Below are 21667 nucleotides of genomic sequence, written 5' to 3' on the forward strand. Positions count from 1 at the left end.
CACCTCGAGGGGGGTCAGGAGACGAGTCCCCGTCGTCGGGCGATGGCGGCGGCCTCGGTGCGTCCGGAGGCGCCGAGCTTGGCGAGCAGGTTGGACACGTGCACGCTCACGGTCTTCGTGCTGATGTAGAGCTGCTTGCCGATCTGGCCGTTGGTCAAGCCCTGTGCGAGCAGGGCCAGCACCTCGAGCTCGCGCGGTGTGAGCTCGGGTGGCCCGGCACCCTCCACGGCGGCATGGCTGGTTGCCGCGCCGGGGCGCACGTCGTCGAGCTCTGCGAGCAGCGGCTTCGCCTCGAGGCGGATGGCCACCTCGCGGGCCTGCTCGGCGACGTCGCGTGAGGCGGCGTGGTCGCCGGCGGCCCGCAGGGCGGCGGCGAGTCGGGTCCGCGACCGGGCGGCCTCGAAGACGTGCCCGTAGCGCTCGAACGCCGCGACGCTCTCACGCCACGCGTCGACGAGCGCGGCCACGGGCGGTGGGTCTCCGACGCCGGCGACGCGCTGGAGACGCAGGAGCTCGGCCTCGAGACGCACCGTCCACGCCCAGGTCTCGCGGCTCGTGTCCTCGAGCGACCCGACAGCAGAGCGCTCGAACATGGGTCGGCTCGCTCTTTCGACCGCCGGCCGCAGCTCGCTGATGAGGCGACCACGGTCGGCGAGCTCGTCGACCACGGCCAGGGCACGAGCCCGGAGCGCAGGGTCGGCGTGCGGCACGAGCGCGGCCGCCTGGCCGGCGACGAGCGCGGCGAGCCGGACGATGGCGTGGTACTCGCCCCACGTCGAGTCGAGGACGCGCACCGCGGCCTCCGTCAGGTCGAGCAGCGCGCGCAGGTCGCCGGACTGACCGAGCACATCCACCGCGGGCATGGTCGTCAGCACGACGCAGATCGCGTCGACGTGCCACCACTGCCGGAGGGCATCGAGGAGGGCGGGGTCGACCGGCTCGCCCCGACCGGCCTGGACGCTGAGGGCGGCCGCCGTGAAGATGGCGCGCCCCGGCTGAGGGGCCGGCCGGCCGGCGAGGTCGAGCCGGCGGACCACGCCGTCCCAGTCGCCGAGCTCGTAGGCCGTGAGGCCCCCGAGCAGGCGGCACTCCTGACCCCACGGCGCCCACTCACGGTGCATGCGTCGCGCCACCTCGGCGCCGCGGTCGTAGAGGGCGAGCGATCCGGGCAGGTCGCCGCGGCGGTGCGCGAGTGAGGCGAGCTGGTGCAGGGCGCGCAGCAGCAGCGGGTCGTCGGGCGGGATGTCGGCGACGACCGACCGCAGGTGGGCCTCGACCGAGTCGAGGTCCTCCTGCGCCTCGACGACCCGCGCCATGATCGTGCGGACCTCGGTGAGCGCGCCGCCCAGGCCGAGCCGCTCGGCGAGCAGCGACACCTCGTCGCCGACGACGGCAGCCTCGACGAACGAGCCGTTGTCGACGAGGGCCTGCACGCGCGCGACGAGGACCCGGACCCGGCGCTCGTCGGTCTCCTCGCCGAGAAGTGACAGGGCCTCGTCGGTGAGGGCGACGGAGTCGATGGGCAGGTCGAGCATGCGCGAGCGGATGACGAGGGTCGCGAGCAGGACGGCGCGCGCGCCCGGCTGCTGGGCGGTGCCCGGGTGGTCGAGCCGGTCGCGCAGCAGGTCGATCGCGCGGATCGGCTCACCGGCGACGGTCGCCGCGCGAGAGGCGCCCAGGGTCACCTCGTCGCGCTCGGGGTCGTTCTCGTCGAGCCACGACAGGGCCCGCTCGAAGTGGAGCAGCGCCTCCTGCGGGCCACCGACGGCCATCGCCGACTCGGCCGCCGCTCTGCTCGCCCGGACCGCCGTCGGCAGGTCGCCCACCGCCGCGGCATGGCGGGCCAGCTCGGAGGCGGGGGCGAGCTCGGGATGCTCGGCCAGCGTGGCGGCATACGCCCGATGGAGGCGCAGGCGCTCGCCCGGAAGCAGGCTGTCGGCGACCGCCTCGCCGAGCAGGGCGTGGCGGAAGGTGTAGGCCGGGGGCCAGCGCGCCTCGAGGACGTGGTGCTCGACGGCAGCGGCCAGCGCCGCCTCGAGGCTCTCGTCGGGGAGGTCGACGACCCGGGAGAGGAGGTCGTGGCCGATGAACTGACCGCCCTTGAGGGCGATGGCGCGCAGCACGCGCTGCGTGGTGTCGTCGAGCTGCTCGACCCGCGCGCGGAGCACGCGGCCCAGACCGCCGGTCAGGGCCTGGCCGGCGGCGGCGCTCGCGACGAGCTCCTCCGCGAAGAACGGGTTGCCCTCCGCTCGCCGGGCGATCTCGGTGGCCGTGTCGGGATCGAGGGGGGCACCTTCGATGCCGGAGACGAGTTCTCGGACGGCGTCGTCGGGGAGCGGGGCGAGCTCGACGTGCTCGAGCCCCGCGATGCGCGCCCACACGGCGAGCGTCTCGTGGAGGGGGTGGCGGCGGTGGAGGTCGTCGGAGCGGTAGGTCACCACGAGACCGACGGCCGAGGCGAAGCCGCGGGTCAGCAGGAGGGTGATGAGGTCGCGCGAGGAGTGGTCGGCCCAGTGGACGTCCTCGACGACGACGAGGGAGGGCTGCGCGTCGCCGAGGGCCGTGAGCAGGGCGTGGACGGCCTCGGCGACCTGGCCCGGGTCGGTGGCCCGTTCCGCGTGCTGGGCAAGCTCGCCGTCGGGCACGTCGACACGGCCGGGCAGCAGGTGCCCGAGGATCGGGTGCGTCACGAGCACGCGTTCGACGACGTCCGGGCGACCGGCGTCGATCGCGCCCACGAGCTCGACGAAGGGGAGGTACGCGAGACTGCTGCCGGCCTGACCGACGCAGTGGCCGACCGCGGCGAACCAGCCGGCGCCGGTGGCGTCGGCGACGAGCTGCGCGACGATCCGCGACTTGCCGATGCCGGCGTCGCCCGACAGCACGACGACGCCACCGCGCTGGGCCCCCGCGACGGGGCGCAACCCGATGGCGTCGGCGAGACGGGACAGGTCGGTGTCCCTGCCGATGAGAGGGCCCGTGCGCAGCGGCATACGCGGCATCATCGCGTACTCCGCCGACAGCGGTGCGTCGGTTGGCGACACCGCTCGGGGCGCCGTCGTCACCGGGTGCGGCCCGGCTGGGTCTCCTGCCGGGAGATCCGCGCCATGGTGCGGCGAATGATCTCGAGCGACGAGTCGCGGCGGACGCGGCGACGCTGCGGGTAGCGGGACTCGATCTCGTACTGGATGGCGCGGAAGTCGAGGTACTGGGTGGTCATGGTCTTTCCTCTGCTGGTGCCGTTCTGGACTTCTCCAGACTCGGTCGCTGAGGTAGACCCCCACATCGGACGACCTCCCTATCCCGGGGCGTTCGCTACCTCAGATCCGATGGCGTATGCCGTCCCGCGTGGTCTGAGGTAGCGCGCGGGGCCGCTTCAGGCAGGAGGAAAGGCCCGCGCGACGCGGGCGTGGACCGATGCGACGTCGATGGGCGCGGGTGTCTCCGGCCCACGCGTCGTCGGCTCGGCCGCCACGACCTGGGCGAGGCGTTTCGGCCAGAGGACGTGCACGCCGCGGGTCGTGAAGGAGCCTCCGAAGAGCGGCCACTCGGCCGCGACGAAGCAGAGCACCGCGGTGACGGGGAGAGCGGGGTCGTCGAGAGCGGCGCGGACGAGCTCGACCTGCTTGAGCACGCTGTCGACGAGCTTCGAGCAGTTGCGTCCACCGACGACGAGGGTCTCGGTCCGGGGACGGAACAGGCCGCCCTCGACGCGCAGGCCCGGTTGGCCCTTGTACTTCTTCGCGTCGACGACGAAGACGCCGGCACGCGAGACGACGATGTGGTCGATGTTGGCCCTGGTTCCCGGGATGCGTCGGTCGTGCAGGACTGTGAGCCCGTCACCCGTGAGGCCGTCGAGCCGGGCTCCGACCACCTGCTCGCCGGCGGCGCCGGTGTCCCACGCCTTGGTGCTCTGAGGCTCGTCCGTGACGGCGAGGAGGAAGCCGCCGATGCGGGGGAAGCGCTCGCGCACCCGTTGCTCCCGGGCATCGCGTCGTCGCTCGAACTCGCGACGCGCCGACCCGCCCGCCGGGCCACTCGACTTGTCGTCGCCGATCGCCGCGACCTCCCCTGTGCTCACTCGGCAGAGGCTAGGTCGATCCTTGCCGGTCACGCAGGACAACGCGGCAACCCGCGCGCTGCGGGCGTGGACCTCAGCCGAGGACGAGGGTGGCGGCGATGGTGAACATGACCAGCGCTATGGCGAGGTCGAGGACACGCCACGTGGAGGGTCGCGCGAAGAGCGGCGCGAGCAGCCGCGCGCCGTAGCCGAGCGCCGTGAACCAGGCGAGGCTCGCGGCGGCGGCTCCGGCGGCGAACCACCAGCGCCCCTCGGCGCCGTGCTGGTTGGCGAGCGAGCCGACGAGCAGGACCGTGTCGAGGTAGACGTGCGGGTTGAGCCACGTCAGGGCGACGACGGTGGCGAGCACGCCGCTGCGTGACCTCTGGGTCCCGTCCGCATCGAGACCCTGGGGGTGGCGCGCGTTGCGCAGGCAGAGCAGGCCGTAGCCGACGAGGTATGCCGCCCCGACCCATCGCACGACCGTGAGCAGTCCCGGGTGGGCCGTGACGAGACCACCGACGCCGAGCACGCCGGCGACGACGAGGACCGCGTCGCTGAGGGCGCAGACGGCGACGACGAGTCCGACGTGCCGGCGCGCGAGTCCGGTGCGGAGCACGTAGGCGTTCTGCGCCCCGATGGCCACGATGAGAGAGGCCATGGTGAGGAAGCCGGGCAGGAGGGAGGTCACGCCCTCGACGGTAGACGGGGGATTGGCTTCAGTGAAGCGAAGCTTTCTTCAGCATCATTAGCATGGCTTCATGCGGCTCCAGCCTGAGCACCTGGCCACCCTGCTCGCCATCATCGACACCGGCACCTTCGACGCGGCGGCGAGGCAGCTGCACGTGACGCCGTCGGCCGTCAGCCAGCGAGTCAAGGCGCTCGAGGCCGAGGTGGGGCGGGTCGTCGTCGTGCGCACGTCGCCCTGCCGGGCGACGGCCGCGGGAGAGGCCCTCGTTCGACTGGCCCGTCAGCAGAGCCTGCTCGAGTCGGAGGCCCTCGCGGGTCTCGCCGTCGACACGCGGTCTCGCACCGACCTGCCGATCGTCGTCAACGCCGACTCGATGTCTACCTGGTTCGGCGCGGTGCTGGCCGAGGCGGCCCAGTGGGACGACGTCGTGCTGCGCATCCGCGTCGAGGACCAGGACCACTCGGCCCGGCTGCTCCGTTCGGGCGAGGTGCTGGGTGCCGTGACGTCGGACCCGACACCGGTCCAGGGCTGCTCGACCGAGCCGCTCGTGACGATGCGTTACCTGCCGGCGGCGACGCCGCAGCTGCTCGACCGCCACCGAGCGGGCCGCGGTTTCGACTGGGCTGCAGCGCCTCTCGTGCGTTTCAACGACAAGGACGACATCCAGCAGCGCATCCTCGACCGGCATGGGGTGACGAGTGCGCCACCGACCCACGAGGTGCCGGACGGCGGGGGATTCGTCACCGCGGTCCGCTCCGGCCTCGGGTGGGGTGCGCTGTTGACGGGGCAGCTCGCGCCGCTCCTCGAGGCAGGCGAGCTGGTGCGTCTCGGGTCGCGCGACCGCGTCGACGTGCCCCTCTACTGGCAGCGCTGGCGACTGCCATCGTTGCACCTCGACCGCCTCAGCATGCTCGTCCGGAAGGCAGGCGGGCGCGCGGGACGCCGCTCCTGAGACGCCGCGCACGGCATACCAGGCGGAATACGGGACGGCATACCGGACGGCATACCGGACAAGACGGCCGGACTCGCCAAACGTGCGCGGGACGCCGGGCCGCCCGGCTACGTTGGGCTGGCAAGCATCTCCCGCTCGGAGCGCGAATGCCCTCGCTCTCCCGAGGAGGCAGACCGAGGTGACCGACGCAGCCGCTCCGATCGGGGCCACGGCCCCGATCGACGTCGCGCGCACCGTGCGCTCCCGGTCCTACCTCTCGGCCCTCGTGCTGGCCGCACTGCTCGGCATCCCTGTCTCGGCGATCGCCTACGGCTTCCTCGCGCTCGTGTCGGTGGTGCAGAAGTATCTCTTCACCGACCTGCCCTCGAACCTCTTCGACGGGTCGCGCCCGGCCTGGTGGCCCCTTCCCTGGCTGATGCTGTGCGGACTGCTCGTCGCCCTCACGATCCGTCACCTGCCCGGGACCGCCGGGCACTCGCCGGCCCTGGGCTTCAGCACCGGGGGCGGACCCGCCACCGGGCGCGACCTGCCCGGCATCGTGATCGCGGCCCTGCTCACCCTCGGGCTCGGGGCGGTCCTGGGGCCCGAGGCGCCACTCATCGCGATCGGTGGCGGGCTCGGGGCCCTGACGGTGCACCTCGCGAAGCGCGACGCCCCGCCGATGGCCGCGACGATGATGGCGTCCGCCGGCAGCTTCGCGGCGGTGAGCACGCTCCTCGGCTCGCCGCTGCTCGGCGCCTTCCTCATCATGGAGGCGGCCGGCATTGCCGGGGCGACCCTCAGCCTCGTGGCGCTGCCGGGGCTGCTCGCGTCGGGCATCGGCGCCCTCGTCTTCGTGGGCCTCGACGCCTGGACCGGTCTCGGCACCTTCTCGCTCGCGCTGACCACGGTGCCGCCCGGCGTGCAGCCGACGCTCGCGTCCCTGCTGTGGTCCATCCCGGTCGGCGTCGCGGGCGCCCTGCTCGGCTGGGGCGTCCGCCGGCTCGGGCTCAGCCTGCGGCCCTACGTGCACCGCAAGCGCGTGGCGGTCACCGTGGGACTGGGCCTGGTCGTGGGCCTCTGCGCCACCGGGTACCAGCTGGCCACAGGTCGGCCCTTCGACGAGGTGCTGTTCTCCGGACAGAGCGCACTGCCCGGGCTCGTGGCCGGCGCGGCCGGCTACTCCGTCTGGGTGCTCGTGCTGCTCGGTCTGTTGAAGGCGGTCGCCTACGGCGTCTCGCTCTCGGCCTTCCGTGGGGGCCCGGTCTTCCCCGCGATGTTCACCGGTGCGGTGCTCGGCATCGCCGTCAGCGGCCTGCCTGGCATGGAGCTCGCCGCCGCCATCGGGACCGGAATCGGTGCGATGTGCTGCGCCATGCTCCGGCTGCCACTGACGTCCGTGCTCCTGGCGACCCTGCTGATGGGCACCGACGGGCTCACGGTCATCCCCCAGGTGGTCGTCGCCGTGGTCGTTTCCTTTGTCGTCACTGCGGTGCTTCCGGTGCCCGACGCGCAGAGGAAGCCGCCCGGATGACCGTGCGACCCCAACGCCTCAACGCGACCGTCGCCTGGCTCTTCATGGTCGGGTCGGCGTGCTTCGCGATGGGTTCGGTGCCCGCCTACCTCAATGCCATCGGTGGGTGGGTCGACGGCATCACGTATGCCGTCGGGTCACTCTTCTTCACGAGCGCCTCCTACGGCCAGCTCGTCCAGGCGCAGACCCCGGCGATGACTGCCGTCGACGCGGTGACCCAGCACCGACCCGCTCCCGTGCGTCTGTGGGGGTGGATCCCTCACGACCGCAGCTGGCTGGCTGCAGCCGTCCAGTTCCCGGGCACGGTGTTCTTCAACATCAGCACCATCGCCGCCCTGACGCACAACGCGACTGCCGCCGAGTCGGACCGGTACGTCTGGCGCCCGGACCTCTACGGGTCCGTGCTCTTCCTCGTGTCGAGCGCGTTCGCCGTGCTCGCGGTCTCGCACCGGTTCTTCGCCGTCCAGCCGCGGTCTCTCCCGTGGCGGATCGCCTGGTTCAACATGGTCGGCTCGGTGCTCTTCATGGCCTCGGCGATCGCCGGCTACGTCGTCCCGAGCGCCGACGCCATGCTGAGTGCGCGTCTCGCCGTTGCCGGCACCTTCGGCGGCGCCGTGTGCTTCCTCGTGGGCGCGGCCCTGATGCTGCCCGCCTGGCGACGTGCCGTCACGTCCGCCGTCGTCGCGACATCCCCCTGACCGATACCCCTGTCCGATACCCCTGCCCGGAGCCACCCATCGAAGGAGAAGCGCATGTCAATTCCGTCCGAGATCGACGCCGTCTCAGCCCTCTATGGCAACCGGTTCCTCACCCAGGAGGTGCCCAGCCGGGAGTTCCCACGAGCGGGAATGTCCGCCGTCGACGCGATGCGGCTCGTGGCCGAGGACCTCGCCCTGGAGGGCGACCCGGGCCGCAACCTCGCCACCTTCGTGACCACGTGGATGGAGCCGGAGGCGCAGCTGATCATCGCCGAGAACCTGCACCGCAACTTCATCGACCACGCCGAGTACCCGCGCACCGCCGAGATCGAGCAGCGCTGCATCCGGATGCTCGCCGACCTCTTCCACGCGCCCGGCCCGACCACCGGCGCACGCACTCAAGGCTCGTCCGAGGCGATCATGCTCGGCGGCCTGTCGCTGAAGTGGAACTGGCGCACCCGTCGACAGGCCGAAGGAGGGTCCACGGAGCGCCCGAACCTGGTCTTCGGCGGCGACGTGCACGTCGTCTGGGAGAAGTTCTGCCGCTACTTCGACGTCGAACCGCGCATCGTCCCCCTACAGCCGGGGAAGTACACCATCGGCCCGGAGGACGTGGCGCCGCACGTGGACGAGAACACGATCGGAGTGGCGGCCGTGCTCGGCACCACGTTCACGGGCCACATGGACGACATCGTCGGCATCAACGACCTGCTCGTGCAGATCAAGCAGGAGCGTGGTCTCGACGTGCCGCTGCACGTCGACGGGGCGAGCGGCGGTTTCGTGTGGCCGTTCCTCTACCCCGACTCGCCGTGGGACTTCCGGCTCGAGCAGGTGCGCTCGATCAACGTCTCGGGACACAAGTTCGGCTTGGTCTACCCGGGCATCGGCTGGCTGATCTTTCGGGAGGTCGCCGACCTGGCACCCGATCTCGTCTTCAAGGAGAACTACCTCGGCAAGACCGACTCGACCTTCACCTTGAACTTCTCGACAGGGTCGTCGATGGTCCTGGCGCAGTACTACAACTTCGTGCGGTTCGGTCGTGAGGGCTACACGTACATCATGCGCAACATGGAGGAGAACGCCCGAACGCTCGGCGACAAGCTGGAGGAGCAGGGACGGTTCGAGCTGATCGGCCGGGACGCGGAGCAGCTGCCACTCGTGGCCTTCCGGCTCGCCGGCGACCAGCCGTACAACGAGTTCGACATCGCCTGGCAGCTGTCGGCCGAGCGCGGCTGGATGGTCCCCGCCTACACGATGCCCCCCAACGCCCAGGACATCACGATCATGCGCGCCCTGGTCAAGGAGACGATGAGCCGCGAGCACGTCGACACCCTGGCCCGGGACATCGAGGACGCCTGCCAGACGCTCGCGGTCAAGGGAGGCGCGCACGAGTCGGAGCGAGCCAAGATGGTGACCGGCCCGGGCCACTGATTCGACGCGGTAGTGGGCCGCTACGGACCTTCGTCCGTGGAGGCCTGCTCCGCGGACGTCTGCACCGCGGACGCCTGCCAGGCGCGCCACGCGGCATACCCCCCGATGACGTCGGTGGCGCGGTGGATGCCGAGCTCCTGGAGGGCGGCGGCAGCGAGGCTCGAGGTGTAGCCCTCCTGACAGAGCACGACGACCTCGAGGTCGTGGCTCGCGATCGGCAGTGACGCGTCGCTCGCGGGATCGAGGCGCCACTCGAGGACGTTGCGCTCGATCGGCGTCGCGGAGGGCAGCTCGCCCTCGGCGGCGCGCTGAGCGGCGGGACGGATGTCGACCAGGAAGGCGCCCTTGGCCCTCGCCGCGTCGGCCTCCGCGGGCGTCAGGCGATGGAGTCGGCTGCGCGCGTCGGCGAGCACCTCGTCGATGGTGCGGGGCCGGGCGGGTCGGTCGGGCGCGGGCGTCACCAGTCGACCCCGACCTCGGCCTGCTCCTCGACCTCCAGCACACCGTCGACGGCGCGGTAGTTCGTCATGGAAGTCAGTCTGGGGCCATAGACGTGCAGACTGACAGCCGGATCGGAGCCGGCGTTCGTGACCCGGTGCAGGTGGCGGGAGCCGAACGTCCGCTGGTCACCCGGGCTGAGGAGCACTCCCGGGCCGGTCGCGCGCCGGACGTTGTCGAGGTCGACGGCCGTGCGGTAGCCGGCGACCTCCTCGGTGAGGACGCCTTGGAGCACGACGAACGAGCCGGCGCTGCCGCCGTGGTCGTGCCACGGTGTGCCCTGACCGGGCAGCCAGGTGAGCAGCCAGGCCTCGTGGTCGTGGTCGGCGAGGAGGCGCGCGTAGTAGCGGGTGATGGGGTCGAAGTCGACGAGGCGCTGCCAGAGGGCGCGCTGGCGGGCGAGTCGGCGGGCGGTTTCGGCGAGGTCGACGGAGATGCGCTGGGCGCCGCGGGACATGGTCGTGCCTTTCGGGGTGGGTGGGTGCTGACGGGGGCGGGGGCGCTCGGGAGCGGCCGCGGCGGCGTGGCCTGCGGCTCAGCGCACGGGCATGCTCCCGAGCAGGGGACAGGCACCCTTCATCCACACATAACCAGTCATTGCCATAAAGCAAACGCTAACTTATGCATGGATGCAGAGCAAGCGCGCCCGAGGTGGCGGGATGTCGGGGACATCTGACCGGAAACCGCGCGGCGGGCTGTCAGTGCCGACGCCTATGGTCACGGGGTGACCGTGGACTCTCGCACCGCAGCAATGGCCCCGCCCAGCAATCGGCGCTCGAGCGTGCTGGTGCTCGGCGCCGTGGCCGTGACGCTCCTGCTCTGGGCGTCGGCCTTCGTCGCGATCCGGCACCTCGGCCGCGACGTGCCGCCCGGCGCGTTGTCGCTGGGTCGGCTCCTCGTCGCATCCGTCGCGCTCGGTGTCCTCGTCTTCCGTCGGCCGCGCACCTGGCCGGCCCGCCGTGACTGGCCACTGCTCCTGCTCTGCGGCGTGGGCTGGTTCGGCGTCTACAACCTCGCCCTCAACGAGGCCGAGCGCCGCATCGACGCAGGCACCTCGGCACTCATCGTGCAGATCGGTCCGATCATCGTGGCGCTGCTCGCCACCGTCTTCCTCGGCGAGAAGATGAGCCGCTGGCTCCTCATCGGCATGGCCGTGGGCTTCGCGGGCGTCGTCGTCATCGCGCGAGGGTTCTCCTCCGGTGACTCCGGCGACATGGTGGGCGTGTGGCTGGCCGTGCTCGCCGCGATCACGTATGCCGTGGGCGTGCTCGCGCAGAAGCCGCTCCTCGGGCGGTTGCCCGGCCCCGAGGTCACCTGGATCGCCTGCATCATCGGTGCGGTCGTGTGCCTGCCGTGGAGCGGCGAGCTCGTGACCGTCGTGCGCGACAGCGACGCGAGCACCTTGTGGTGGATCGCCTATCTCGGCGTCTTCCCGACGGCCATCGCCTTCTCGACGTGGGCCTATGTGCTGGCGCGGAGCGATGCGGGCAAGCTGACCCTGACGACCTTCCTCGTGCCCTTCATCGCCACGCTCATCGCCTGGGCGCTGCTCTCCGAGGTGCCGCCGCCCCTGACCTTCGTCGGCGGCGCGCTGTGCATCGCGGGCGTGCTCCTGACGCGTCGCAAGTCGCGAGCGAAGCCCGTCCCGAAGAGCTGACCACCCCGAATCCCGTTCTGCGGCAAGGGTGTCGAGGTGAGAGACGGGTGTGGACAACTCTTGTGAGCTAGTCGAACATGTGTTCTACTTGAGGAGTCGGCGACCCGGGTGGGAGGAGTGAGTTCGTGCCATTCCTCGACTCCGGGCGCTCGGCTTCCAGTGCGGCCGGCGACGGCCTCAACCCGCGTGTCGTCTGGCTGCTGAGACAGGCGAAGTCGGCGTCGGGGCCGGGTCCCAAGCCACGTCCGGCACTCTCGCTCCTCGACGAGGCTGAGGCGGTGCTGTCGCAGATCGAGCGCCTCGAGGTGCACAAGGCCCGCCTCGAGGGCCGGATCGTCGATGCCTATGCGGCGCTGCACTCCGTCGAGGAGCAGCACCTCTCCCAGCTGGTTTCGACCTCGCCGGTGCCCATCACGGCCGACCAGGTCGTGACGCAGGAGATCGCGTGCGCGACCGGTGTTGGCGCGTCAGAGGTCGCGCGCAGGTTGGAGCTGGCGACGGCGCCCCGACGGCACCGGGTGCTGCGCGAGCGGTTGCGCGCCGGCTCGGTCAGCCTCCAGCGGGCGCTGCGCATCGTCGCGGAGACGAGGACGCTCGCCGATGACGCCGTCCCCGAACTCGAGGCGACCGTCCTCGCGCCCGCTCGCGACGGCTCGATCCCCTCGCACCGCCTCTTCGGCGACCGGTTGCGGCGGTGCGTGCGAGCCGCCGACCCGCCTGGGCACGAGGAGCGCCGACAGGCTGCCACGGCCAGGCGCACGGTCTTCGGTCGACTGGTCGATGACGGCATGGGCACGTTCACCGTCGTGGCGCCCGCCGAGCGCGTCGTCGGGGTGCTGGACCGCGTGGACGCGATGGCACGGGCCGCGCGTGCGGCCGGCGACCCCCGCACGCTCGACCAGCTGCGCAGCGACCTGCTCTGCGACCTCGTCCTCTTCGGGCTCGTTCCGGGCCCGGAGGTCGACCGGTGCGGATCGTGTCGCGGACGCGGCCCTGGAGGCGGCCCGCTCACCGGTGGGGCTCGGCCCGCAGGTGCGTCCTGCTCGGACGGCGGTGCGGACTGCACCGAAGCGGACGCCGGCCCGGGGGAGGGGTTCAGCGCTGGCGGCCCGAGCTGGTCCGGCCTGTCGGACGCCCCGCCCGCGGCGGTGCGCATCGTCGTTCCGTTCGAGGTGGCTGCCGGTCTGTCCGACGCCCCGTGCGAGCTGACCGGCCACGGCTGGGTCACGGCAGCGCACGCCCGCCGGATCATCACCGCCCCCGGCTCGGTCTGGCAGCGTCTCGCGGCCGACGTCGACACCGGCCGCGCCCTCGAGCTCTCGACCGACCGCTACACCCCGACTCCCGAGATGGTCGAGCACGTCAAGGCGGTCGACGGTGTGTGTCGCGGCCCCGGGTGCCAGGTGCCGGCCGACCGGTGCGACGTCGACCACCTCCTACCGTGGCCGGCCGGCCGCACCCACGTCTCCAACCTCGACTCCCTGAGTCGCAGCTGCCACAACGGCAAGACCGCTCGAGTCTGGCGCGTCCGCCGCGCGGCCGATGATGGGATCTCATGGACCTCGCTCGCCGGCCGGGAGTACATCACCTATCCGAAGGACTGGCGTGAGCCGCTGCGTGAGCCGCTGCGTGAGCCGCTGCGCGGCCGGGGCTCGGGGTCGCCGATCCGGGGCGCCTCACCAGGCCCCTTACCAGAAGATCGGCCCGACGAGGTGCCGGACTCGACACCACCGGACTCGACACCACCGGACTCGACACCACCGGACGACCCGCCGCCGTTCTGAGCGAGGTCGGTCAGTCGCCGTAGACGTCGGCGAGCGCGGACGGGTCCGGGCAGTCGAGGGATGCGGACGCTCGTCGCACGGATCGGTCCGAGGCTCAGTGGGCGACCGGCGTGTCGTATGCGACGGGCACGTCGTGGCGCACGCGCTCGATGTCCCGGTCCAGCGCGGCGTCCGCGCCGAACGGAGCCCGTGGGAGGGAGAACGTCCGACGGTGGTGCGGCTCGAGGGCGGCGATGATGGCGACGATCATGATGAAGAAGAAGATGGTGTCCATGGCAAAAAGTCTGCGCTCACCATGATCCCGCCACGAGTGGCAGAACAGTCGGTGTTCGACAAGATCCTGCCACCGGTGCCATGCTGGGCAGATGTTGCGCACCATCGCCGTCATCGTCCAGGAGCCCGTCGCGACGTTCGAGGTCGGCGTCCTGTGTGAGGTCTTCGGCATCGACCGCACCGACGACGGCGTCCCGGCCTTCGACTTCCGGGTCTGCTCGCCCCGTCCCGGCGAGGTGCTGCGCACCACGAGCGGCATGGGCGTCGTCGCGCCGTTCCCGCTCGAGGCCGCCCGCGGCGCCGACCTCGTCGCCATCCCCGGGGGCCCCGTCGACGGCCCCTACGACCCTCAGGTCCTCGACATCCTCCGGGACAACGCGGCACGCGGTGGCCGCGTGCTCTCGGTCTGTTCCGGCGCCTTCCAGCTCGCGGCCGCGGGCCTGCTCGACGGCCGCGAGTGCGCCACCCACTGGAGGTATGCCGCTCGGCTGGCCGAGGAGAACCCGGGAGCCCGCGTGGACCTCGACGTCCTCTATGTGGAGGACGGCCCGGTCCTGACGAGCGCTGGCACCGCCGCCGGCATCGACGCGTGTCTGCACCTCGTGCGCACCGAGCTCGGCTCAGAGGTCGCGACCCGCATCGCGCGCCGGATGGTCGTCCCCCCGCACCGCTCCGGGGGCCAGCGCCAGTTCGTCGAGACGCCCGTCCCGTCCGAACCGTGCGAAGGGCTCCAGGACGTCATGGAGTGGGTCTCGGAGCGACTCGACGAGGAGCACTCGATCCCCTCGCTCGCCAAGCGGGCCGCCATGTCCGAACGCACCTTCGCCCGGCGGTTCACAGCCGAGGTCGGCACGACTCCGCACAAGTGGCTGACGAGTCAGCGCGTGCTCCGTGCGCGCCACCTGCTCGAGTCCACCGACCTCGACGTCGAGCGCATCGCCCGCGAGAGCGGCTTCGCGACGGCCGCCGTCCTGCGCCACCACTTCCAGCGCCAGATCGGTATCCCGCCGGTCGCCTACCGCCGTGCCTTCACGAAGCAGCCGGTCAGCGCCTGACGCATCCGCCACCCGTCGTCGCGCCGCGCGGACATCGCATTCGCCGGTCGAGCGCTCGGCCGACTGTTCCGTCTCGAGGGCTGTCTGCCGATGTATCAGCAGAACGCTAGAGAGGCAGATACATCTGGATCGACCCGCCGTCAGCCGTTGCGACGGGCGATCGCGGTCGAGAGGGCGGTCGCGAAACCGCACCACGCGGCATACGGCGACAGGGCGATTCCGGCGCCCTTGCTGACCGTCCCCGCACGGCGGGCCAGGTCGGCTGAGCTCGCGGTGAGCAGGGCGGCCTCGGCCGCAGCCACCCACGGCCTGCGGGAGCGCCAGAAGAGCACGCTCCACGCTGCGTTGAGGGCCAGGTTGGTGCCGCACGCCTTGAGGTAGGCGTTGCGCCCCTCGCTGTCGCCGGCCTTGTCGTACGCGTTGAGCGCGGTCGCCGAGCTCGCCGCGATGTCGGCGTAGAGCGCGGTCCACACGATCGGGAAGGCGAGGGTCGGGGGCTGCCACTCCGGCAGGTCGAGCGAGCGGTACCACGTCGAATCGGGCTTGGTGGCAAGGGAGCCCACGGCGACGGTCGCGACGGTCGCTGCACTCGTCAGGGCGAGGTTGCGCATCGCGGTGTCGGGCTTCACGGTGCGCATCGCCGAACGGACGGCCGTGTCGAAGTCGGTGAAGCCCCCCGGCACGTCGAAGAGCTCCTGCAGGTCGTTCTCCTTGGCGACGACCTCGTGCACGAGGCTGCCGACGAGCGGCTTGGCCAGCCCGGCCGAGATCGGGGTGACGAGCCCGACCCAGTGGCTCGCGAGGCGCGGTGTCAGCACCGGCACGGTCACGACGAGCGGCCGGCGGCGACCCGTGGCGTCGGAGAACCGCGCGATCATCTCGCGGTAGGTGAGCACCTCGGGGCCGCCGATGTCGAAGGTGCGGTTGACCTCGGGCGGGAGGCTGCCGGCGCCCACGAGCAGCGTGACGACGTCGTCGATCGCGATCGGCTGGATCTTGTTGTCGAGCCACTTCGGCGCGACCATCGCTGGCAGCCGCGTCGTCAGGTAGCGGAGCATGTCGAAGGACGCCGACCCGTCGCCGAGCACGACGGCGGCCTGGAGCACCGCCGTCGGCACGCCCGAGTCGAGCAGGATGCGGCCGACCTCGACGCGCGAGGCCAGGTGCGGCGAGAGGATCTCGTCGTCCGGGTGCAGGCCGCCGAGGTAGACGATGCGCGAGACGCCGGCCGACTTGGCCGCCTCGGAGAAGTGCGTCGCGGCCTCGCGGTCGCGCTCGGCGAAGTCGGGCTGGTCGTCCATCGAGTGCACGAGGTACCACGCGGCGTCGACATCCTCGAGCGCCCGGCGCATGTCATCGGCCGACCCCACGTCGCCCTCGGCCACCTCGACGCGGTCGACCCACGGCTTGCCGTCCATCGAGGCGCGGCGCCGGGTCAGGACGCGGACCGTCCAGCCCTCGTCGAGCAGCCGGGGGACGACCTGGCCGCCGACGTAGCCGGAGGCTCCGGTCACGAGGGCCCTGCGGGGTGGGGTCATGGGATCACCTGGTCAGCTCGAGGGCGGGTGGGAGGAGCAGGAGCATCCCGGTCGACCACGTCACGTGCGTGATGATCGGCCCGAGGATGCCGCCCGTGACGCGTCGCTGCAGCGCGGTGACGAGACCGATGATGGCGGCCGCGAGCACGAGGAGCGGGATCCCGCTGCCGACGGTCGTCAGGGCGTAGAGCACGGTCGTGATGGCGACCGCGTGGGACGGGAGGGCGGCATAGAGCGCGCCACGGAAGTAGAGCTCCTCGACGATGCCGTTGACCATGGTGATGGCGAGCACGACGGGCAGGGACCCGAAGCGGGCATGGTCGAGCAGTTGGTCGACGGGCTCGCGCAGGAACGGGACGCGCGCGACCACGAGGGCGCCGACCAGGAAGACGAGGAGCAGCAGGGCGCCGAGGGCGAGGGACTGCACGACCGGCCGGGACTCTCGCTCGCCCGAGCGGGTGTGGCCACGACCGAAGTGGAGCGGGCCGGACGCGATCGCGCCGATGCCCCACACCGCGGCGAGGGCGATCGAGGCGGTGTAGAAGAGCGGGTCACCCGCGGGGACGCGCAGCGCCCACGCGAGCACGACCGATCCCACGACGAGCGTGACGGCGACGACGACGCGACGCCGCATCCGCGCCTCTGGTGGGTCGACGTGCTGCTCGCGCACCGGCTCGAGCAGGGCGGCGTCGAGGAACGCGCGCAGCTCGGCGACGGGTCCTCTCACGTGCTCTCCTCCTCGCTTTCCTCGGGTCTGATCGTCTCAGCGTCGCGCGCGCTCGTAGCGGGCCAGGGTCTCCTTGCGCTCGTCGTCGTGGTCGACGACCGGCTGGGGATACTTCTCGTCGTACCCGTTGTCGTGCTTCCACGGCTCGTGGGCCGCCGCACCCGACAGGTGCCGCAGCTCGGGCACCCACCGGCGCACGTACTCGCCGTCGGGGTCGAACTTCTTCCCCTGGGTCACCGGGTTGAAGACCCGGAAGTAGGGCGAGGCGTCGGTGCCGGTGCCCGCGACCCACTGCCAGCCGTGGTTGTTGGAGGCGACGTCGCCGTCGACGAGGTGGTCGAGGAAGTGCTGCGCCCCGACCGGCCACCACACGTGGAGGTCCTTGGTGAGGAAGCTCGCGGTGATCATCCGGACCCGGTTGTGCATCCAGCCCTCCTCGAGGAGCTGGCGCATGCCCGCGTCGACGATCGGGTAGCCGGTGCGGCCCTCACGCCACGCGTCGACGAGCCGGTCGGTCTCGGGGCCGGAGTCGTAGGGCAGCTTCGCGAGCTCGGGCCGCAGGTCGTGCCACGCCGAGTCGGGTTGGTGCCAGAGGACATCGGCGTAGAACTCCCGCCAGATGAGCTCGGTGACGTAGGTGCCTGCCGCCTGCGACCGCCCGGCGGAGTGCGCCGCGATGTCGGCGAGGATCGTGCGCGGGTGGATCTCGCCGTACTTCAGCGGCGCCGACAGTCGCGAGGTCGTGTCGAGGTCGGGTCGGTCGCGTTCCTTGTCGTATGCCGTCAGCCCGTCGTGGAGGAAGCTCTCCCACCGCTTCAGCGCGGCGGCTTCGCCGGCCTCGACCTTCGAGGCCTTCGCGCCCCGGGGGAGGGCGTCGCTGCGCACGTCGTCGCGCAGCCACGGGATGCGCTTGGGGCGCTCGGCCGGGGCGGGGCGTCCGTGCTGGTGCCAGGCCTTGGCGAACGGCGTGAACACCTTGTAGGGCGAGCCGGACTGGTTGACGATGCGACCCGGCCCCACGGCATACGGCGTGCCGGTGCCGATGAGCTCGCGTCCGTCGTCGGCGAGGGCCTTCTCGACGGCCTCGTCGCGGCGGCGGCCGTAGGGGGTCGTCTCGCGTGAGACGTGCACCTGCTGGGCGCCGACCTCCTGAGCGAGCTCCGGGATGACGTCGACGGGGTTGCCGCGCCGGATGACGAGCGCGCCCCGGGTGTCCTTCGACAGCGACGCGACCGAGGCGAGCAGCCGCCGCGTGCGCGGGGTGTCGTTCTCGAGAAGCCGGGGGTCGAGGACGAAGACGGGCAGCACGTGGGTGGCGGAGTCGATGGCCGCGAGCAGCGCCGGGTGGTCGCTCAGGCGCAGGTCGCGCCGGAACCACAGGATCGACGTCGTGGCCGCTGTCATCAGGCGGCCGCGGCTGCGGCGCCCTCCCGCTCGAACCGGACCTGCGCGACGTCGAGGTAGCCCGTCGCGAAGCCGGCCTCGCAGTAGGCGAGGTAGAACTCCCACTTGCGGCGGAACGTCTCGTCGAAGCCCAGTGCGTGGACCTCGGACCAGCGGGCGAGGAAGGTCTGACGCCAGCGCCTCAGGGTCTCTGCGTAGTCGGCGCCGAAGGCCTCGACCGCCGTCATGCGCAGGCTCGTGGCGGCGTCGGTCGTCTCGCTCATCGCCTGGAGGCTCGGGATGAGGCCGCCGGGGAAGATGTGTTTCTGGATCCAGCCGTAGGAGTGCTTCGTGGCCATGAGGCGCTCGTGCGACATGAGGATCGCCTGCACGGCCGCGATGCCACCCGGGGCGAGGCGCTCGTCGATGGTGCGGAAGTAGGTCTCCCAGTACTCCTCGCCGACGGCCTCGATCATCTCGACGCTGACGACGGCGTCGTAGACACCCTCGACCTCGCGGTAGTCCTGGATGCGGATGTCGACCGTGTCCGTGAAGCCGGCGTCGGCCACGCGCTGCCGGGCGAGCGCCGCCTGCTCCTTGGAGAGGGTGACGCTCGTGACCGTGGCGCCGCGCCGCGCCGCCTCGAGGGCGAGCGTGCCCCAGCCGGTGCCGATCTCGAGCACCCGGCTGTCCTGGCCGACCTTGGCCATGTCGAGGATCGCGTGCACCTTGCGCAGCTGCGCCTGCTCGAAGGACTGCGTGCGCAGCGGCTGGTCCTCGTCGAAGATCGCCGAGCTGTAGCTCATCGTCTCGTCGAGGAAGGTGGCGAAGAGGTCGTTGGACAGGTCGTAGTGGGCCTCGATGTTGCGGCGCGAGCCGAGCAGCGAGTTGTTCTGGATGCTCGGGATGCGGCGGTCGACGAAACCACGCAGCCGCAACCAGCCCTCGGGCACGGCCGTCGTCATCCGTTCGGCGAACGGCATGAGCAGCTCCGCGAGGTCGGTGCCCTCGGCGGCCTTCCAGTCGCCGGCCATGTAGGCCTCGCCGATCCCGATCTTGGGGTGGTGCGCGAGCCGCTCGAAGAGGGCCGTCGGGCGCACGATCTCGAGACCGGGACGGTCGGCCCGGCGGGTGCCGCCGCCGAGCAGCATGCCGTCCGGCATGACGACGTCGACGGGCACGCGCTTGGCGACCTGGGCGAGGATGCTGCGGGCCAGACGGGCACGCACGCACAGCACGCGCAGGGTGGGTCGGCGCAGGCACAGCGGGGATGCCATGGTCGGTGACGTGGCGGCGGACTGGGCGGTCATCGGACGGCCTCCTTGGGGTGGCGGGGGCGGGGCATGACGGGTAGGCGGCGCAACCACAGTCGAATGCCGTGTACCCGGATGAGAGCCGTCACCCTCTGGGTGACGAGACCGTGACGTCGGACGAGACGGAGCAGCGCACGGGTCGTGGCCGGCTCCGGGGTGCCGCGGGTGACCGCGGTCATGATGCGTTCACCACCGCGGTCGAGTCCCACGGTCACGGCGACGGTGTCGGGCTCGAGGACGAGGCGGACGGCATACTCCCCGCTCGTGTCGTTGAACGGCGAGACGTAGAACGCCTTGTCGACGGTCGCCGTGCCGTCGTCCCGGACGTCGAGCAGGTAGGCGTGGCGCTCGCCGTACGTGTTGTGCACCTCGAAGACGACGGCGAGCAGCGAGTGGTCGGGCCGCAGGCACCAGAACACCGACAGCGGGTCGAAGGTGTGCCCGAGCATGCGGGCGTTGGCGAGCATGAGCACCCGGTCACCGGCGGTCAGCGTCACACCGCGCGCCGCGAGGAACCGCTCGACGTCACCCCGGATGCCGCCGCCGAGCCGACCGCCGTCGAGGTGGTCACGGGCGTCGAAACGCGCGAGCAACCTTGCCGGCCAAGGAAGTCGGGGCAGGTCGGCCAGGTCCACCAGCCATTGGTAGTGGCCGTAGGTGAAGCTGTGGTGCAGCGGCGTGCGGCGCGAGTGTGCCACGGTGCCGTCGACGAGCGCAGGCACCTGCGGCGGAGTGAGGACGGTCGTCACCAGCGCACCCCGAAGGACTCGGCGGCTTCCACGCCGGAGCGGCACCCGTCCTCGTGGAAGCCCCACCCGAGGTGCGCGCCGGCGAAAGCCAGACGGTCGCCGCCGCCCTCGCGCAGCCGGGACGCAGCCTCGACCGCCTCGCGTGTGAAGACGGGGTGCTCGTAGGACATCCGCGCCGTGACGAGCGACTCGTCGACGGCGCCGCCGGGGTTGAGCGTCACGACGTGGTCCTCGGCGTCGGTGATGCCGTGCAGACGGTTCATCCAGTAGCTGACGGTGACGTCGGGCGCGGGAGCGTCGCAGGCGTGCATGCGGTAGTTCCACGAGGCCTTGGCCTGGCGCGGCTTCGGCAGGACCGAGGAGTCGCGGTGGAGCCAGGTCTCGTTGCGGGAGTAGCGGATCGCCGACAGGTCGCGCTTCTCGTCTGGGGTCGCGTCGGCGAGCAGGTCGAGGGCCTGGTCGGCGTGCGTGGCGACGACGGCACGGTCGAAGGTCGCGGTCCGTCCGTCGCGGACGAGCACGTCGACACCGTCGTCATGCCTCGTCACGGCTGTCACCGGGCTCTCCTTGCGCACGTCGGGCAGGCGCTCGACGAGCCGGTCGACGTAGGTGGCCGACCCGCCGGTGACGGTGCGCCAGGTCGGCGAACCCGTCACCGTCAGCATGCCGTGGTGGTCGAGGAACCGGAAGAGGTGGCGGGCTGGGTACGACGACGCGTCGAGGTCGCCGCACGACCACACGCAGGCCACCAGCGGGATGGCGAAGTGGCGCACAAAGTAGGCGGAGAAGCCCTGTGCGGCAAGGAACTCGCCCCATGTGGGGTCCTGCGACTCGTCAGCCAGCAGGGCGCGGGCGGCCTGGTGGAAACGCGGGATGTCCTTGAGCATGCGGATGAAGCGCGGGTCGGCGAGGCGCCGTTTCTGGGCGAACATCCCCTTGGGGCCGCGCCCGCCGGCATACGACAGCCCGCAGCCCTCGCACGTGATGCTCATGCTCATCTCGGTCGGCTGCGTCGGCACGTCGAGCTCGCGAAAGAGGCGCAGCAGGTGCGGGTAGGTCTTCTCGTTGTGGACGATGAAGCCGCTGTCGATGCGCAGGCTTCCGTCGCGCCCGGGGACGTCGTGGGTGTGTGCGTGCCCGCCGAGACGCGTGTCGCTCTCGAAGAGGGTGACGTCGTGGGTCGCGCTCAGGACGTGGGCGGCGGTCAGTCCGGACACGCCCGCACCGATGACGGCTGCGGTCGGTCGGGCCGCGCCGGATCCGGCGGGTGTGTCGGTTCGGTTCGGTCGAGTCACCGAGGCCTCCTGGCTGATGTGGTCCCGTGTGGTTCGGCGCGGAGCTCCGA

Annotated in this window: 20 protein-coding genes; 7 read left to right on the forward strand and 13 right to left on the reverse strand. The window is 71.7% G+C overall.

Annotation, left to right across the window (positions count from 1 at the left end; translation table 11 throughout):
- Nucleotides 1-14 precede the first annotated feature (14 nt).
- The 4 genes from AB4030_RS07915 to AB4030_RS07930 all read right to left on the reverse strand — a co-directional run bounded on the left by AB4030_RS07915 (nucleotide 15) and on the right by AB4030_RS07930 (nucleotide 4751).
- Nucleotides 15-2993, reverse strand: a complete 2979-nt coding sequence (locus AB4030_RS07915; RefSeq protein WP_442278660.1) for a helix-turn-helix transcriptional regulator — start codon at nucleotides 2991-2993, stop codon at nucleotides 15-17.
- A gap of 68 nt (nucleotides 2994-3061) precedes the next feature.
- Nucleotides 3062-3220 (reverse strand): hypothetical protein, encoded by a 159-nt coding sequence (locus AB4030_RS07920; protein WP_442278661.1) that lies wholly within the window; start codon nucleotides 3218-3220, stop codon nucleotides 3062-3064.
- A gap of 156 nt (nucleotides 3221-3376) precedes the next feature.
- Nucleotides 3377-4081 (reverse strand): nuclease-related domain-containing protein, encoded by a 705-nt coding sequence (locus AB4030_RS07925; protein WP_442278662.1) that lies wholly within the window; start codon nucleotides 4079-4081, stop codon nucleotides 3377-3379.
- A 73-nt stretch (nucleotides 4082-4154) separates the two neighbouring features.
- Nucleotides 4155-4751, reverse strand: a complete 597-nt coding sequence (locus tag AB4030_RS07930) for a LysE/ArgO family amino acid transporter (RefSeq protein WP_442278663.1) — start codon at nucleotides 4749-4751, stop codon at nucleotides 4155-4157.
- 70 nt (nucleotides 4752-4821) lie between these two features.
- On the opposite strand from AB4030_RS07930, the gene AB4030_RS07935 reads away from it, so the two are divergent.
- The 4 genes from AB4030_RS07935 (at nucleotide 4822) to AB4030_RS07950 (ending at nucleotide 9345) form a co-directional block, all read left to right on the forward strand.
- Nucleotides 4822-5703 carry a LysR family transcriptional regulator ArgP gene (locus AB4030_RS07935; protein ID WP_442278664.1) on the forward strand — a complete coding sequence of 294 codons (882 nt, stop codon included), beginning with the start codon at nucleotides 4822-4824 and terminating at the stop codon, nucleotides 5701-5703.
- 178 nt (nucleotides 5704-5881) lie between these two features.
- Nucleotides 5882-7216, forward strand: coding sequence for a chloride channel protein (locus AB4030_RS07940; protein WP_442278665.1), 1335 nt, complete (start codon nucleotides 5882-5884; stop codon nucleotides 7214-7216).
- Nucleotides 7213-7914 (forward strand): hypothetical protein, encoded by a 702-nt coding sequence (locus tag AB4030_RS07945; RefSeq protein WP_442278666.1) that lies wholly within the window; start codon nucleotides 7213-7215, stop codon nucleotides 7912-7914. The genes AB4030_RS07940 and AB4030_RS07945 overlap by 4 nt, the downstream gene beginning before the upstream one ends.
- A 54-nt stretch (nucleotides 7915-7968) precedes the next feature.
- Complete coding sequence (locus AB4030_RS07950) at nucleotides 7969-9345, forward strand: glutamate decarboxylase (protein WP_442278667.1); 1377 nt, start codon at nucleotides 7969-7971, stop codon at nucleotides 9343-9345.
- 20 nt (nucleotides 9346-9365) lie between these two features.
- On the opposite strand, the gene AB4030_RS07955 is transcribed toward AB4030_RS07950, so the two are convergent.
- Nucleotides 9366-9806, reverse strand: coding sequence for a rhodanese-like domain-containing protein (locus AB4030_RS07955; protein ID WP_442278668.1), 441 nt, complete (start codon nucleotides 9804-9806; stop codon nucleotides 9366-9368).
- Entirely contained in the window at nucleotides 9803-10300 is a 498-nt protein-coding gene (locus tag AB4030_RS07960) for a cysteine dioxygenase (protein ID WP_442278669.1), read from the reverse strand. The genes AB4030_RS07955 and AB4030_RS07960 overlap by 4 nt, the downstream gene beginning before the upstream one ends.
- Before the next feature lie 267 nt (nucleotides 10301-10567).
- Between AB4030_RS07960 and AB4030_RS07965 the strand changes: the two genes are divergently transcribed.
- Entirely contained in the window at nucleotides 10568-11500 is a 933-nt protein-coding gene (locus tag AB4030_RS07965) for a DMT family transporter (protein ID WP_442278670.1), read from the forward strand.
- A gap of 125 nt (nucleotides 11501-11625) precedes the next feature.
- Complete coding sequence (locus AB4030_RS07970) at nucleotides 11626-13284, forward strand: HNH endonuclease signature motif containing protein (protein ID WP_442278671.1); 1659 nt, start codon at nucleotides 11626-11628, stop codon at nucleotides 13282-13284.
- 94 nt (nucleotides 13285-13378) lie between these two features.
- Here AB4030_RS07970 and AB4030_RS07975 read toward each other — a convergent pair whose 3' ends face one another.
- The gene (locus AB4030_RS07975) at nucleotides 13379-13558 is read right to left on the reverse strand and encodes a hypothetical protein (RefSeq protein WP_442278672.1); all 180 of its coding nucleotides are present in this window, start codon (nucleotides 13556-13558) and stop codon (nucleotides 13379-13381) included.
- 91 nt (nucleotides 13559-13649) lie between these two features.
- Here AB4030_RS07975 and AB4030_RS07980 point away from each other — a divergent pair, with 91 nt between their 5' ends.
- Nucleotides 13650-14612 carry a GlxA family transcriptional regulator gene (locus AB4030_RS07980; protein WP_442278673.1) on the forward strand — a complete coding sequence of 321 codons (963 nt, stop codon included), beginning with the start codon at nucleotides 13650-13652 and terminating at the stop codon, nucleotides 14610-14612.
- Between the two features lie 140 nt (nucleotides 14613-14752).
- Here AB4030_RS07980 and AB4030_RS07985 read toward each other — a convergent pair whose 3' ends face one another.
- The 6 genes from AB4030_RS07985 to AB4030_RS08010 are packed head-to-tail and all read right to left on the reverse strand — an operon-like array spanning nucleotide 14753 to nucleotide 21617.
- A complete protein-coding gene (locus tag AB4030_RS07985; RefSeq protein ID WP_442278674.1) occupies nucleotides 14753-16150 on the reverse strand; it encodes a tryptophan-rich sensory protein in 1398 nt (465 codons plus the stop codon).
- 4 nt (nucleotides 16151-16154) lie between these two features.
- Entirely contained in the window at nucleotides 16155-16877 is a 723-nt protein-coding gene (locus AB4030_RS07990) for a CPBP family intramembrane glutamic endopeptidase (RefSeq protein WP_442278675.1), read from the reverse strand.
- 36 nt (nucleotides 16878-16913) lie between these two features.
- Nucleotides 16914-18281 (reverse strand): cryptochrome/photolyase family protein, encoded by a 1368-nt coding sequence (locus AB4030_RS07995; protein ID WP_442278676.1) that lies wholly within the window; start codon nucleotides 18279-18281, stop codon nucleotides 16914-16916.
- Nucleotides 18281-19570: a class I SAM-dependent methyltransferase gene (locus tag AB4030_RS08000; RefSeq protein ID WP_442278677.1), complete on the reverse strand. Its 1290-nt coding sequence runs from the start codon at nucleotides 19568-19570 to the stop codon at nucleotides 18281-18283. Before AB4030_RS08000 ends, AB4030_RS07995 begins: the two co-directional genes overlap by 1 nt.
- The gene (locus tag AB4030_RS08005) at nucleotides 19567-20322 is read right to left on the reverse strand and encodes a DUF1365 domain-containing protein (protein ID WP_442278678.1); all 756 of its coding nucleotides are present in this window, start codon (nucleotides 20320-20322) and stop codon (nucleotides 19567-19569) included. The genes AB4030_RS08000 and AB4030_RS08005 overlap by 4 nt, the downstream gene beginning before the upstream one ends.
- Complete coding sequence (locus AB4030_RS08010) at nucleotides 20319-21617, reverse strand: NAD(P)/FAD-dependent oxidoreductase (protein WP_442278679.1); 1299 nt, start codon at nucleotides 21615-21617, stop codon at nucleotides 20319-20321. The genes AB4030_RS08005 and AB4030_RS08010 overlap by 4 nt, the downstream gene beginning before the upstream one ends.
- Nucleotides 21618-21667 lie beyond the last annotated feature (50 nt).

Source organism: Terrabacter sp. 2YAF2 (assembly GCF_052114705.1).
Classification (GTDB): domain Bacteria; phylum Actinomycetota; class Actinomycetes; order Actinomycetales; family Dermatophilaceae; genus Terrabacter.

Excerpts from the sequence above, each read along its gene's own strand:
- AB4030_RS07915 (WP_442278660.1), bottom strand. The coding sequence starts at position 2,993 with ATGCCGCTGCGCACGGGCCCTCTCATCGGCAGGGACACCGACCTGTCC.
- AB4030_RS07920 (WP_442278661.1), bottom strand. The coding sequence starts at position 3,220 with ATGACCACCCAGTACCTCGACTTCCGCGCCATCCAGTACGAGATCGAG.
- AB4030_RS07935 (WP_442278664.1), top strand. The coding sequence starts at position 4,822 with ATGCGGCTCCAGCCTGAGCACCTGGCCACCCTGCTCGCCATCATCGAC.
- AB4030_RS07945 (WP_442278666.1), top strand. The coding sequence starts at position 7,213 with ATGACCGTGCGACCCCAACGCCTCAACGCGACCGTCGCCTGGCTCTTC.
- AB4030_RS07950 (WP_442278667.1), top strand. The coding sequence starts at position 7,969 with ATGTCAATTCCGTCCGAGATCGACGCCGTCTCAGCCCTCTATGGCAAC.
- AB4030_RS07960 (WP_442278669.1), bottom strand. The coding sequence starts at position 10,300 with ATGTCCCGCGGCGCCCAGCGCATCTCCGTCGACCTCGCCGAAACCGCC.
- AB4030_RS07975 (WP_442278672.1), bottom strand. The coding sequence starts at position 13,558 with ATGGACACCATCTTCTTCTTCATCATGATCGTCGCCATCATCGCCGCC.
- AB4030_RS07980 (WP_442278673.1), top strand. The coding sequence starts at position 13,650 with ATGTTGCGCACCATCGCCGTCATCGTCCAGGAGCCCGTCGCGACGTTC.
- AB4030_RS07985 (WP_442278674.1), bottom strand. The coding sequence starts at position 16,150 with ATGACCCCACCCCGCAGGGCCCTCGTGACCGGAGCCTCCGGCTACGTC.
- AB4030_RS07995 (WP_442278676.1), bottom strand. The coding sequence starts at position 18,281 with ATGACAGCGGCCACGACGTCGATCCTGTGGTTCCGGCGCGACCTGCGC.
- AB4030_RS08000 (WP_442278677.1), bottom strand. The coding sequence starts at position 19,570 with ATGACCGCCCAGTCCGCCGCCACGTCACCGACCATGGCATCCCCGCTG.